Source organism: Mesorhizobium sp. U510, from assembly GCF_059180695.1.
This window is the reverse complement of record NZ_CP180532.1, coordinates 5,405,597-5,418,768: the sequence shown is the minus strand read 5'-3', so window position 1 is coordinate 5,418,768 and position 13,172 is coordinate 5,405,597. Positions and strand designations below refer to the sequence as shown.

The window sequence follows — 13,172 nt, the reverse complement described above, 5'->3', positions numbered from 1 at the left end:
AATACTGCTATAGTACGCGTCATGGATGCTCCGTCTCATTCCGCTGAAGACAGCCGCCGGCGCGAGCTTGGGGCTTTCCTGCGCTCGCGCCGCGAAAGGCTGACACCCTCGGCGACCGGCATCTCGACTGGTCTCAGGCGCCGCACGCCAGGCTTGCGCCGCGAAGAGGTGGCGATGATCGCCGGTGTCGGCACCACCTGGTACACTTGGTTGGAACAGGGCAGGGACGTGCGACCTTCGGTGGAGGTGCTGACGGCGCTTAGCGGTGCGCTGCGCCTCGATGCCGTCGAGAAGCGGCACCTGTTCATCCTTGCCGGGCGTCAGCAGCCGGAGCGCCGCGTCGCCGCGCCGGAGAAAGCCGATGGTCCCTTGCTGCACATGTTGCAAAGCCTCGTCCTGCAACCCGCCTACGTCGTTGGTCGGCGCTGGGACGTACTCGCCTGGAACAGAGCGGCCGTCGCGGTGTTCGGCGACTACGGCCTGCTGGAGGGTGACGCTCGCAACATCGTCCACATGGTGTTCACCAGCCCGCACCACCGCCGTCTGCTGGTCGACTGGGAAGAACTCGCCCGCGTGGTGCTCGCGTCGTTTCGCGCGGAAAGCGCCAAATATGTCGGTGATCCCGATTTCGACCGGCTGATCGCGCTGATGATGCGCTCGAGCCCCGAGTTCCGTGACTGGTGGCCTCTGCGGGACGTGGCGCGAAGACTGACGGGTGTGAAGCATGTGCGGCACCCCATTGCGGGTGCGATGACATTCGAGCACATGAGCCTGTCGATCGACGATGGTTCTGACATGAGGCTGATCGTCTACACGCCGCTCGCCGAGCAGAACTCGATCGTCAAGCTGCAGTCCTTGCTGGACGCGCTCCCCGCCGAGCGGCGTAGCGCCTGAGCCGTCGTGGCGGGGTCAGCCCTTCGGCTTCAGCCCCTCAAGAAACAACTGCTCCAGGAACCTTGCCGCGTCCTCGAAGCGGCCGTCGCCGCCACGGTTCGGCCCGAGCACGGCGCGCACCTGGACGTCGAAATCGGCGTAGTGCTGCGTCGTTGCCCAGATCGAGAAGATTAGGTGCCAGGGATCGGTCCTCGCGATCTTGCCGGCGCGCATCCAACCCTTGATGACGGCGGCTTTCTCATCGACCAGCGTTTTCAACTCGCCCGCCAGCAGCGGCATGATGCGCGGCGCGCCTTGCAGGATTTCGTTGGCGAACAGCCGGCTCTCGCGCGGGAAATCGCGCGCCATTTCGAGCTTGCGCCTTATGTAGCTCCTGAGTTCGGTCATCGGATCGCCGATGTCGTCGAGCTCGCGCAGCGGCGCCAGCCAGGTATCGAGCAGGCGCTGCATCAGCGTCTCGTGAATGTCCTCCTTGCGACGGAAGTAATAGAGCAGGTTGGGCTTCGACATGCCGGCCGCTTCGGCGATCTGGTCGATGGTCGAGCCGCGGAAGCCATGGGTGGAGAACACTTCGAGCGCGGCCTCCAGGATGAGTTCGCGCTTTTCCTGCTGGATGCGCGTGCGGCGAGGGGCTTCCGTGCCGGTGTTCACCGTTGCGAACCCTCATGTTGCCAAATCTCGCATTCAAGGTCATCTGGACCAATTCTCTGGACCAGTTTTTCCCTAGGCTGTGGAACGCACTTCAGGAGCCGCATTTCCGCTAGTAATCCCTTGACCGCCGACAGGGCGGTGCTAACGTTTGTCCAATCGGTCAAAAATTTGCGTAGCATGAAAATGGCGCAAGGACCAAGCGTTGGACGCACCGAAACAGGTTACAAGGGGAAGTCTTGGTCATGTCCAACCGGCTGAAAGTCACGCCGAACGATCTCAGTGCATTCTGGATGCCGTTCACGGCAAACCGGCAGTTCAAGCAGGCGCCACGCATGTTCGTGTCCGCCAAGGACATGCATTACACGACCAGCGATGGCCGCAAGGTGCTCGACGGCACCGCCGGTCTGTGGTGCGTCAATGCTGGCCACTGCCGGCCGAAGATCACCGAGGCGATCCAGCACCAGGCCGCCGAACTCGATTACGCGCCAGCCTTCCAGATGGGTCATCCGATCGTGTTCGAGCTGGCCAACCGCCTGGTCGACATCGCGCCCAAGGGCATGGACCATGTCTTCTTCACCAATTCCGGTTCGGAATCGGTCGAAACGGCGCTGAAGATGGCGATTGCCTATCACCGCATGAAGGGCGAGGGCGCGCGTACCCGTCTCATCGGCCGCGAGCGCGGCTATCACGGCGTCAATTTCGGCGGCATCTCGGTCGGCGGGATCGTCTCCAACCGCAAGATGTTCGGCACGCTGCTCGGCGGCGTCGACCACATGCCGCACACGCATCTGCCGGAAAAGAACGCCTTCTCGAAGGGCGTGCCGGAATATGGCGCGGAGCTCGCCAACGAACTGGAGCGCATCGTTGCCCTGCATGACGCCTCGACCATCGCCGCCGTCATCGTCGAGCCGGTCGCCGGCTCCACCGGCGTCATCCTGCCGCCCAAGGGCTATCTGCAGAAGCTGCGCGAAATCTGCACCAAGCACGGCATCCTTTTGATCTTCGACGAGGTCATCACCGGTTTCGGCCGTCTCGGCGCGCCGTTCGCAGCCGACTATTTCGGCGTCACGCCCGACATCATGACCACCGCCAAGGGCGTCTCCAACGGCGTCATCCCGATGGGCGCGGTGTTCGTGAAGAAGGAAATCCACGACGCCTTCATGACCGGCCCCGAGCACATGATCGAGTTCTTCCACGGCTACACCTATTCGGGCAATCCGATTGCCTGCGCCGCGGCCCTGGGTACGCTCGACACCTACAAGGAAGAGGGCCTGCTCACCCGTGGTGAAGAACTGGCGCCCTATTGGGAAGACGCGCTGCACTCGCTGAAGGGCGAGCCGCATGTCATCGACATCAGGAACATCGGCCTGATCGGCGCGATCGAGCTGGCGCCGATCGCCGGCAGCCCGACCAAGCGTGCCTTCTCGGCCTTCGTCAAGGCGTTCGAGCGCGGCGCGCTGATCCGCACCACCGGCGACATCATCGCGCTGTCGCCGCCGCTGATCATCACCAAGGGCCAGATCAACGAACTGATCGACCATGTGCGTGAAGTGCTGAGGTCGATCGACTAAACTTGCTTTTACCTGGGCGGGTGGCGATGGGAACCGCCACCCGCCCAGATCTTGAAATGGAAGGACTTTGAATGGCCGCACCCGGCGAGAATCTGCGAATCAATTCAGACCGTTTGTGGGATTCGATAATGGAGATGGCGAAGATCGGCCCCGGCATTGCCGGCGGCAACAATCGCCAGACCGTGACCGACGAGGACGGCGAGGGCCGGCATCTGTTCAAGCGCTGGTGCGATGCCGCCGGGCTCGAAATGGGTGTCGACGAGATGGGCACGATGTTTGCCCGCCGCGAAGGCACCGACCCCAGCCTGCCGCCGGTTTACGTCGGCAGCCATCTCGATACGCAGCCGACCGGCGGCAAATATGATGGCGTGCTCGGCGTGCTTGGCGGCCTGGAGATCGTGCGCTCGCTCAACGATCTCGGCATCAAGACCAAACATCCGATCGTCGTTACCAACTGGACCAACGAGGAAGGCGCGCGCTTCGCACCGGCGATGATGGCGTCGGGCGTGTTCGCCGGTGTGCTCGACCAGGCCGACGTCTATGGGCACACGGACAAGAACGGCAAGAAATTCGGCGAGGAGCTGGAGCGCATCGGCTGGAAGGGCACCGAGAAGGTCGGCGATCGCAAGATCCACGCCTTCTTCGAACTGCATATCGAGCAGGGGCCGATCCTCGAGGACGAGGACATCGACATCGGCGTCGTCACCCATGGCCAGGGCCTGAAATGGCTGCAGGTGACGCTGACCGGCAAGGAAGCCCATACCGGCTCGACGCCGATGCCCAAGCGCCGCAATGCCGGGCTCGGCATGGCCCGCGTGATCGAGCTGGTGCACGAGATCGCCATGGACTACCAGCCCGACGCCGTCGGGGCGGTTGGCCATATGGAAGCCTATCCCAATTCGCGCAACATCATCGCCGGCCGCACCGTCTTCACCATCGACATCCGCTCGCCGGAGAAGGAAGTGCTTGACGCCATGGATGCGCGCGTCCGCGAAGGCATCGACACGATCTGCGAGGCTCTCGACATCCAGTACAAGGTCGAGCAGGTCGGCCATTTCGATCCCGTCACCTTTGATGCCGGATGTGTCAAGGCCATCCGCGATGCCGCTGACCGGCTTGGCTATACGCACCGCAATATCGTCTCGGGCGCCGGCCACGACGCCTGCTGGATCAACCGCGTCGCGCCGACGGCCATGGTGATGTGTCCCTGTGTCGACGGGTTGTCACACAACGAGGCCGAGGAAATCACCAAGGAATGGGCCGGCGCCGGCGCCGACGTCCTGTTCCACGCGGTGGTGGAGACCGCCGTCATCGTGGAGTGAACTTAGCCATCTAGATTCCAAACGCCGCTCGCAAAGAAGCGCGAAGAGAACAAGGGAACAAGACAATGACCAAAGTCATCAAGAACGGCACCGTCGTCACCGCCGACCGCAGCTGGAAGGCCGACGTGCTGTTCAGCCACGGCAAGATCGTCGCCATCGGTTCGGACCTGCATGGCGACCATGAGTATGACGCCACCGGTTGCTATGTCATGCCGGGCGGCATCGACCCGCACACGCATCTCGAAATGCCGTTCATGGGCACCTATTCGGCCGACGATTTCGAATCCGGGACGCGGGCCGCCCTTGCCGGCGGCACGACGATGGTGGTCGATTTCTGCCTGCCGGCGCCGCAGCAGTCGCTGCTGGAGGCCCTGCAGATGTGGGACAACAAGACCTCCAAGGCTGCCTGCGACTATTCCTTCCACATGGCCATCACCTGGTGGGGCAAGCAGGTGTTCGACGAGATGGCGACCGTCGTCGACAAAGGCATCACCTCGTTCAAGCACTTCATGGCCTACAAGGGAGCGCTGATGGTGGATGACGACGAGATGTATGCGTCGTTCCAGCGCTGCGCCGACCTTGGCGCGCTGCCGCTGGTGCATGCCGAGAATGGCGACGTGGTCGCGGCCCTGTCGCAGAAGCTGCTGGCCGCGGGCAACAACGGTCCGGAAGGTCACGCCTATTCGCGACCGCCCGAAGTGGAGGGCGAGGCGACCAATCGCGCCATCATGATTGCTGACATGGCCGGCGTGCCGCTCTATGTCGTGCATGTCTCCTGCGAGCAGGCGCATGAGGCCATTCGGCGGGCACGGCAAAAGGGCATGCGGGTGTTCGGCGAACCGCTGGTCCAGCATCTGACGCTCGACGAGACGGAGTATTTCAACAAGGACTGGGACCATGCGGCGCGCCGGGTGATGAGCCCGCCTTTCCGCAACAAATTGCATCAGGATTCGCTGTGGGCCGGCCTGCAGGCTGGGTCGCTGCAGGTGGTGGCGACCGACCATTGCGCCTTCACCACCAAGCAGAAGCGCTTCGGCGTCGGCGATTTCACCAAGATCCCCAACGGCACAGGCGGCCTCGAAGACCGTCTGCCGGTGCTGTGGACCAAGGGCGTCAACACCGGGCGGCTGACGATGAACGAGTTCGTCGCGGTGACCTCGACCAACATCGCCAAGATCCTCAACATGTATCCGAAGAAGGGCGCTATCGTCGAAGGCGCTGACGCCGACATCATCGTCTGGGATCCGAAGCGCAAGAAAACCATCACCTCGAAGAAGCAGCAGTCGGTGATCGACTACAACGTCTTCGAAGGCGTCGAGGTGACCGGCCTGCCGCGCTTCGTGTTCTCGCGCGGCGAATTGTCGATCGAGGAGGCCGAGGTGAAGGCAAAGCTCGGCCACGGCCAGTTCGTCGGCCGCGAGCCGAACGCCGCGGTCAACCGGGCGCTGTCGACGTGGAAAGAGATCACCGCGCCGCGCAAGGTGGAGCGCACAGGCATCCCGGCGACGGGAGTTTAGGCTTGGCGCGTTCGGCCGCGCTCATCTCGATGGTCTTGGCGGCAGTTGCCGGTGGCCCGGCAACCGCGGCTGGCGTGCTGGCATGCTCCTGGGGCAATGATGTCGGCTGTGCCGGCATCAAGGCCGGTTATCAGAACAGTGATGCCTACATCCTGCTGACTGCGGAAGGCATCGAGACCTATGGCAGCGGTTGCCGGTTCGAGCAGCAATTGACCCCAATGCCGGGTCCGCAATCGCTGCGCGCTACCTGTTCCGCCGAAGGCGAGGCGGGAACGACTAGCGAAACAGTCGTGGTCACCAACAAGGGTGCGGATGGTTTCTTCGTCACCATTCCCGGCCTTGAGGAACTGGGGCCGCTGCAATCATGTTCGTGATGTTGTGAGCATTGGGAGTTGGGGATGAGCATGCGCGGTTTCGGCTTGTCTGTTGCGATGACGCTTGTGCTGGCGGCGGGACAGGCTTCCGCGGCAAGCATTGATCTGTCGAAACCCTATGGCGACAAATATGGCTGCATCAACCGCAACGGCCAGGAAGTCGCCGCCGATCAGATGCTGCTTTTGACCGACAAGGAATTGATTACCGCCGCCAGCGCCTGCACGTTCACGAAGACGCAAGCGCAGGCTGACGGATCGCTGGTGGTGACAGCGACATGTGAGGCGGAAGGCGACGAGGGACAGGCGCCGACCAATTTCACCATCAAGCGCAGTGCCAAGAACGGCAAGAAGCTGACGATCGCCGATGCGGACGGCAATGTGATGGGGGAAGTCTCGCGGTGCAAATGACGGCGATCCCGTCGACCTCAGGCGACCAGCGCATCCAGTTCCGGCAGCAGGACGACGCTCTCCTGTTCGTTGGGGTCGGTGCGCGCAATGACGGCGGAGGACGGAGCGTTGCTCAGATTGGCCGGCAGATGCGGTACGCCGGCCGGAATGTAGAAGAGGTCGCCGGCCTTGACGACGATGTGGTGCTCGAGCCGGTCGCCATACCAGGTATGGACCTCGCCGGAGAGCACGTAGATCGCCGTTTCATGGTTCTCGTGCAGATGCGCCTTGGCGCGGGCGCCGGGCGGCATGGTGAGCACATGCATGCAGATGCCGGAGGAGCCGACCGACTCAGTGGCGATGCCGGCGAAATAGGTCAATCCCTGCTTGCCTTCATAAGTGCTTTCAGGGCGGATAAGATGACAAGTGGGTTTGGGCGACATCGGGGAACTCCGGGCGTCGATTTGCGTGGAACAGGGCCAATGGGACAGGGCGAGTGGAAAACAACATCGCGATAAAAGCAATCGGATTCCTGCCGGCGCCCCTTTGGCGGGAACAGGCAGGCAGCAGCCGATGACAGGGATTTCGCCAGCCGTCGTCGCGGCAAGCAAACTTGGCCTCACCTTCCAGACCAATGACGGCCCCGTCCAGGCACTGTCCAATGTCGATCTGACCATCGGCAAGGGGGAGTTCGTCTCCTTCATCGGACCGTCCGGCTGCGGCAAGACCACGCTGCTGCGCGTCATCGCCGATCTGGAGAAGCCGACCTCGGGCACGATCTCGGTCAACGGCATGACCGCGGAGCAGGCACGCGAGAAACGCGCCTATGGCTATGTCTTCCAGGCCGCCGCGCTGTTTCCGTGGCGCACCATCGAGCGCAATGTCGCCCTGCCGCTGGAGATCATGGGCCTGTCGAAGGCCGAGCAGGCGGAGCGCATCAAGCGCACGCTCGACCTCGTCAACCTCGCGGGCTTCGAGAAGAAGTACCCCTGGCAGCTTTCCGGCGGCATGCAGCAGCGCGCCTCGATCGCCCGAGCGCTGGCCTTCGACGCCGATCTGCTGTTGATGGACGAACCGTTCGGCGCGCTGGACGAGATCGTTCGCGACCACCTCAACGAGCAATTGCTGCAGTTGTGGGCGCGCACCAACAAGACCATCTGCTTCGTCACCCACTCGATTCCGGAAGCCGTGTATCTGTCGACGCGCATCGTCGTCATGTCGCCGCGCCCTGGCCGGGTCAGCGACATCATTGAATCGACGCTGCCCAAGGAGCGGCCGCTCGATATCCGCGAGACGCCCGAGTTCCTGGCGATCGCCGCGCGCGTGCGCGATGGTTTGAGGGCAGGGCACAGCTATGATGATTGAGGCGAAGCGCTAGATGGATAGCTTCCGCGACAAGCTCGTCCCCGTGACCTCGATCCTCGCCGGCGTGGTCGTGCTCTGGTACGTCTTCGCCGTCATCCTCAACGCGCCGTTCCAGCGCGATCTCGACACCCGGGCCAACGAAACGCCCGGCACCGTCGAGTTCATCGGCAAGACACTGGCGCAGCCGAAGCCGACGCTGCCGGCGCCGCATCAGGTGGCGATGAACTTCTTCGAGAACACATTTCTGCGGCCCATCACCTCTAGCCGCAGCCTCGTCTACAATGCGTGGGTGACGCTGTCGTCGACGCTGCTCGGCTTTGCCTTCGGCACGGCGCTCGGCATCATCATCGCCGTCGGCATCGTGCATGTGGCGACGCTCGACCGCAGCCTGATGCCGTGGATCATCGCCTCGCAGACGATTCCGATCCTGGCGGTGGCGCCGATGATCATTGTGGTGTTGGCGGCGATCGGCGTCACCGGGCTGATCCCGAAGGCGATGATCTCGACCTATCTGTCGTTCTTCCCGGTGACGGTTGGCATGGTGAAGGGGCTGCGCTCGCCCGAAATCATGCATCTCGACCTGATGCACACCTACAATGCCAGCCCCTCGCAGACCTTCTGGAAGCTGCGCGTGCCGGCCTCGGTACCGTTCCTGTTCACCTCTATGAAGGTGGCGGTGGCCGCGAGCCTGGTCGGCGCCATCGTCGGCGAACTGCCGACCGGTGCGGTCGCCGGCATCGGTGCCAAGCTGCTCGCCGGCGCATATTACAGCCAGTCCATCGACATCTGGTCGGCTCTGGTCGCGGGTTCCATCGTGGCGGCACTGCTGGTCATGGTGGTTGGCATGGCCGGGCGCATCGTCGACCGCGCCATGGGCGGGAGGTCGGCATGAACTGGCTGAAACCTTCGTGGCAAGCCGTGCTGGCGATCGTGTTGTGCGTGATCGCAATCGCGCTCGGCGCGATGTCGAAGCCGGAAGCGGCAGCGCTTGCGGACCCGACCGCCAGCATCAACTATCCCTATCTCGGAACCAAGGGCTTGATGCTCGGCCTGGCGATCTTGGCGGCGCTGGTCTCGATGGTCAGGATTCCATCGCTCGCGGAGGCCGGCGTGCTGTTTGTCGGCGCCCATCTCGTTGCCTCGCTGCTGATCTCGGGCATTGCGGGGTTCGAAGGCACGGCATTGGCGCCGTATTTCCTGCTGCTCACGGCCGCCTGGCTGCTTGGCTGGCGCTGCGTGGCGGTGCTGTCGGGGCTTCGCCCGATGGCGGGCTCGGCCCGCAACGCGCTGCGCCTGATCATCCCCGCCATCTTCGGAGCCTGGATCCTGATCATCTGGGAAGCGGTGACGCGCGGCGCCGGCATTCCCTTCATCCTGTTGCCGCCGCCGAGCGCCATCGGCGCGCGCATTGCCGGTTCGCTGCCGGTGCTCGGCGCCGATGTGCGGCAGACCATCTTCAAGGCGGTGATCTTCGGCTATGTCGTCGGCAGCGGCGCCGGCTTCATCACCGCCATCCTCACCGACCGCGTGCCCTTCCTGCGGCGTGGGCTTTTGCCGATCGGCAACATGGTCTCGGCGCTGCCGATCATCGGCGTGGCGCCCATCATGGTCATGTGGTTCGGCTTCGACTGGCAGTCCAAGGCGGCGGTCGTCATCATCATGACGTTCTTCCCGATGCTGGTGAACACGGTCGCCGGGCTCGCCGCATCAGGCCATATGGAGCGCGACCTGATGCGCACCTATGCATCGGGCTACTGGCCGACGCTGATCAAGCTCAGGCTGCCGGCCGCCGCCCCCTTCATCTTCAACGCGCTGAAGATCAACTCGACGCTGGCGCTGATCGGCGCCATCGTCGCCGAGTTCTTCGGCACGCCCGTCGTCGGCATGGGCTTCCGCATCTCGACCGAGGTCGGGCGGATGAACATCGACATGGTCTGGGCCGAAATCGCAGTTGCAGCACTTGCGGGTTCGGTCTTTTATGGCGTGGTCGCTCTTGTCGAAAGAGCCGTCACGTTTTGGCATCCCTCTGTCCGTGGTGGATAGGGGCGGTGGGTTTAAGGGTGCTAACTTCAGAGGGTAAAAACATGAAAAGACTTGTCATTCCAGTTCTGGCCGGCGCGATGTCGCTCGCCGCCTTCCAGGCAATGGCCGCCGACAAGGTGACGTTGCAGTTGAAATGGGTCACGCAGGCCCAGTTTGCCGGCTACTATGTCGCCAAGGCCAAGGGTTTCTATGAGGCAGAAGGCCTCGACGTCGACATCAAGCCCGGCGGTCCCGACATCGCCCCCGAGCAGGTGATCGCCGGTGGCGGCGCCGATGTCATCGTCGACTGGATGGGCGGCGCGCTCGCCGCGCGCGAAAAGGGCGTGCCGCTGGTCAACATCGCCCAGCCGTTCAAGAAGGCCGGCATGGAACTGGTCTGCCCGAAGGACGGCCCGATCAAGACCGAAGCCGATTTCAAGGGTCATACGCTGGGCGTCTGGTTCTTCGGCAACGAATATCCGTTCTACGCCTGGATGAACAAGCTTGGCCTCAAGACCGATGGCGGCAAGGACGGTGTCACCGTGCTCAAGCAGAGCTTTGACGTGCAGCCGCTGATCCAGAAGCAGGCCGATTGCATCTCGGTCATGACCTACAACGAGTACTGGCAGCTGATCGACGCCGGCTACAAGCCGGAACAGCTCACCGTGTTCAACTACTCGGCGATGGGCAACGACCTGCTCGAGGATGGGCTCTATGCGTCGGAAGACAAGCTCAAGGATCCGGCCTTCGCCGACAAGATGGTGCGTTTCGTGCGCGCCTCGATGAAGGGCTGGAAATACGCCGTCGACAACAATGACGAAGCGGCAGGCATCGTCATGGATGGCGGCGGCCAGGACGAGAACCACCAGAAACGCATGATGAGCGAAGTCGCCAAGCTGATCGACAATGCCGACGGCAAGCTCGATCCGGCGACCTATGAGCGCACCGCCAAGGCGCTGCTCGACCAGAAGATCATCACCAAGGAGCCGAAAGGCGCCTACACCACCGCGATCACCGACAAGGCGATCAAGTAACCCTACCGGAGCGTGATCCCGAAAAGATCATTCTCAAACGACAAGATGGAGCGGCGCCCCTGGCCAGATGTCAGAGGCGCCGTTCCTTTATGGTGTTCATGACGAAGCTGGTCTCGATCGAGGCGACGCATTTCAGCCGTGCGATCTTCTCCTTGATGAAGCGCTCGTATTGTTCGAGGCTTCCGGTCACCACTTTCAGCACATAGTCGCGCGAACCGGTGACGAGGTGGCACTCCAGCACCTCTTCCCAGCCGCGGATCGCGTCCTCGAACATGACGATCTCGTCCTCGTTCTGCCGGCTGAGCCGGATTGTGGCGATGGCGACCATGCTCCAGCCGAAGGCGGCGGGATCGACCAGCGTGGTGTAACCCTTGATCACACCCGTCTCCTCCAGCCGCCGCACGCGCCTGAGACAAGGTGACGGCGACAGGCCGATGCGCTCGGCGAGCTCGTTGTTGGTGATGCGGGCGTCATCACGCAGTTCGCGCAGAATCCTGAGGTCAAAATCGTCGGCTATCTTCTGCTGCATTTTTTATCACTCCGGGGCATTTCTTGCCGGCAAGCAGCCATGTACGGCCGAAAATAGCAAGGACTGGCCGATCTAGATCGCATAAATTGCGGCGGGATATCTCTCAAAAAAGCAGGAAAAGCCATGACCGCGCCACGCCCGTCGAAAACCCATATCGGCAACCACAAGCTCCATCCGGAGACGCTGATGCTGAGCTATGGCTTCGATCCGCAGCTGTCGGAAGGCGCGGTCAAGCCGCCAGTGTTCCTGACCTCGACCTTCGTGTTCAAATCGGCGGAAGAGGGGCGCGACTTCTTCGACTACACGTCCGGCCGCAAGGAACCGCCGAGCGGCACGGCATCGGGTCTCGTCTATTCGCGCTTCAACCATCCCAACAGCGAGATCGTCGAGGACCGGCTGGCGATCTATGAGGGCACGGACGCCTGCATCCTGTTTTCGTCCGGCATGTCGGCGATCGCGACGACACTGCTGGCCTATGCCCGTCCGGGCGACGTCATCCTGCATTCGCAGCCGCTCTATGGCGGCACCGAGACGCTGCTGACGCGCACGCTGTCCGGCTTCGGCATCGGCGCTGTCGGCTTCGCCGACGGTGTCGACGAGAAGGCGGTTCGGGCAGCCGCCGATGCCGCGGTGGCGAAGGGGCGCGTTTCCGTCATCCTGATCGAGACGCCGTCCAATCCGACCAACAGCCTGGTCGATATCGCGCTGATGCGGACGATCGCTGATGAGATTGGTGCGGGCCAAGGGTCAACACCGATCATCGTCTGCGACAACACGCTGCTCGGCCCGGTGTTCCAGCGGCCGATCGAGCACGGCGCCGATGTCTCCGTCTATTCGCTGACCAAATATGTCGGGGGCCATTCCGACCTCATCGCGGGCGCGGCCATGGGCAGCAAGGCCGTCACCAAGCCGATCAAGGCGCTGCGCGGCGCGATCGGCACGCAGCTCGACCCGCATTCCTGCTGGATGCTCGGCCGTTCGCTGGAGACGCTGTCGATCCGCATGGAGCGGGCCAACGACAATGCGCGCCTGGTCGCCGAATTCCTGCGCGATCATGCCAAGGTCGAGAAGGTGCATTATCTGCCGTTCCTGGGCGAGGGTACGCCGGCGGGGCGCGCCTATGTGAGGCAATGCAGCGGCGCCGGCTCGACATTCTCCTTCGACATCAAACGCGGAGAGAAGGCGGCTTTCGCATTTCTCAACGCCCTGCAGATCTTCAAGCTGGCGGTAAGTCTCGGCGGCACCGAGTTGCTCGCCAGCCATCCGGCGGCCATGACCCATTCCGGCATTCCATTCGACGTGCGCCAGCGCATCGGGGTGCTGGAGACCACGGTCAGGCTGTCGATCGGTGTCGAGCATCCGGACGATCTGATCGCGGACCTGACGCAGGCGCTGGCGTCGGCCTGAAGCTTGCTCTTTGGAAACTACAAAGGGGCGAGCGATCGTCCCCTTTGCTTTTCCTGGTAACAAAAACGTGTGCGGGGAAACATTGCGCGCTCCAGCCGT

14 protein-coding genes are annotated in these 13,172 nt (G+C 63.0%); 11 read left to right on the top strand and 3 right to left on the bottom strand.

Features of this window, described 5'->3' with window-relative positions:
* Positions 1–21: 21 nt before the first annotated feature.
* Complete coding sequence (locus tag ACLGL5_RS28065) at positions 22–894, top strand: helix-turn-helix transcriptional regulator (protein ID WP_019859164.1); 873 nt, start codon at positions 22–24, stop codon at positions 892–894.
* 15 nt (positions 895–909) lie between these two features.
* Here ACLGL5_RS28065 and ACLGL5_RS28060 read toward each other — a convergent pair whose 3' ends face one another.
* A complete protein-coding gene (locus ACLGL5_RS28060) occupies positions 910–1,545 on the bottom strand; it encodes a TetR family transcriptional regulator C-terminal domain-containing protein (protein ID WP_069092507.1) in 636 nt (211 codons plus the stop codon).
* A 242-nt stretch (positions 1,546–1,787) separates the two neighbouring features.
* On the opposite strand from ACLGL5_RS28060, the gene aptA reads away from it, so the two are divergent.
* From aptA to ACLGL5_RS28035, 5 genes are all read left to right on the top strand, one after another.
* Positions 1,788–3,116 (top strand): omega-aminotransferase AptA, encoded by a 1,329-nt coding sequence (gene aptA / locus ACLGL5_RS28055; protein WP_020628924.1) that lies wholly within the window; start codon positions 1,788–1,790, stop codon positions 3,114–3,116.
* Between the two features lie 71 nt (positions 3,117–3,187).
* Positions 3,188–4,438, top strand: a complete 1,251-nt coding sequence (locus ACLGL5_RS28050) for a Zn-dependent hydrolase (RefSeq protein ID WP_019859161.1) — start codon at positions 3,188–3,190, stop codon at positions 4,436–4,438.
* 65 nt (positions 4,439–4,503) lie between these two features.
* The gene (hydA, locus tag ACLGL5_RS28045) at positions 4,504–5,955 is read left to right on the top strand and encodes a dihydropyrimidinase (protein WP_038647796.1); all 1,452 of its coding nucleotides are present in this window, start codon (positions 4,504–4,506) and stop codon (positions 5,953–5,955) included.
* Between the two features lie 2 nt (positions 5,956–5,957).
* The gene (locus ACLGL5_RS28040) at positions 5,958–6,329 is read left to right on the top strand and encodes a hypothetical protein (protein ID WP_069092506.1); all 372 of its coding nucleotides are present in this window, start codon (positions 5,958–5,960) and stop codon (positions 6,327–6,329) included.
* A 24-nt stretch (positions 6,330–6,353) separates the two neighbouring features.
* Positions 6,354–6,737 carry a hypothetical protein gene (locus ACLGL5_RS28035; protein WP_245307172.1) on the top strand — a complete coding sequence of 128 codons (384 nt, stop codon included), beginning with the start codon at positions 6,354–6,356 and terminating at the stop codon, positions 6,735–6,737.
* A 17-nt stretch (positions 6,738–6,754) separates the two neighbouring features.
* On the opposite strand, the gene ACLGL5_RS28030 is transcribed toward ACLGL5_RS28035, so the two are convergent.
* Positions 6,755–7,159 (bottom strand): cupin domain-containing protein, encoded by a 405-nt coding sequence (locus ACLGL5_RS28030; RefSeq protein WP_015317160.1) that lies wholly within the window; start codon positions 7,157–7,159, stop codon positions 6,755–6,757.
* 130 nt (positions 7,160–7,289) lie between these two features.
* On the opposite strand from ACLGL5_RS28030, the gene ACLGL5_RS28025 reads away from it, so the two are divergent.
* From ACLGL5_RS28025 to ACLGL5_RS28010, 4 genes are read left to right on the top strand one after another with little or no spacing between them, the layout of a single operon-like run.
* Entirely contained in the window at positions 7,290–8,081 is a 792-nt protein-coding gene (locus ACLGL5_RS28025; RefSeq protein WP_069092505.1) for an ABC transporter ATP-binding protein, read from the top strand.
* Between the two features lie 13 nt (positions 8,082–8,094).
* Complete coding sequence (locus ACLGL5_RS28020; protein ID WP_069092504.1) at positions 8,095–8,973, top strand: ABC transporter permease; 879 nt, start codon at positions 8,095–8,097, stop codon at positions 8,971–8,973.
* On the top strand, positions 8,970–10,124 hold the full coding sequence (locus ACLGL5_RS28015) for an ABC transporter permease (protein ID WP_069092503.1): 1,155 nt from the start codon (positions 8,970–8,972) through the stop codon (positions 10,122–10,124). The genes ACLGL5_RS28020 and ACLGL5_RS28015 overlap by 4 nt, the downstream gene beginning before the upstream one ends.
* Positions 10,125–10,165: 41 nt before the next feature.
* Positions 10,166–11,137 carry an ABC transporter substrate-binding protein gene (locus ACLGL5_RS28010; RefSeq protein WP_019859152.1) on the top strand — a complete coding sequence of 324 codons (972 nt, stop codon included), beginning with the start codon at positions 10,166–10,168 and terminating at the stop codon, positions 11,135–11,137.
* A gap of 70 nt (positions 11,138–11,207) precedes the next feature.
* On the opposite strand, the gene ACLGL5_RS28005 is transcribed toward ACLGL5_RS28010, so the two are convergent.
* Entirely contained in the window at positions 11,208–11,666 is a 459-nt protein-coding gene (locus ACLGL5_RS28005) for an Lrp/AsnC family transcriptional regulator (protein ID WP_019859151.1), read from the bottom strand.
* Between the two features lie 123 nt (positions 11,667–11,789).
* Here ACLGL5_RS28005 and ACLGL5_RS28000 point away from each other — a divergent pair, with 123 nt between their 5' ends.
* On the top strand, positions 11,790–13,073 hold the full coding sequence (locus ACLGL5_RS28000) for a cystathionine gamma-synthase family protein (protein WP_494372807.1): 1,284 nt from the start codon (positions 11,790–11,792) through the stop codon (positions 13,071–13,073).
* The last annotated feature ends 99 nt before the right edge of the window (positions 13,074–13,172 follow it).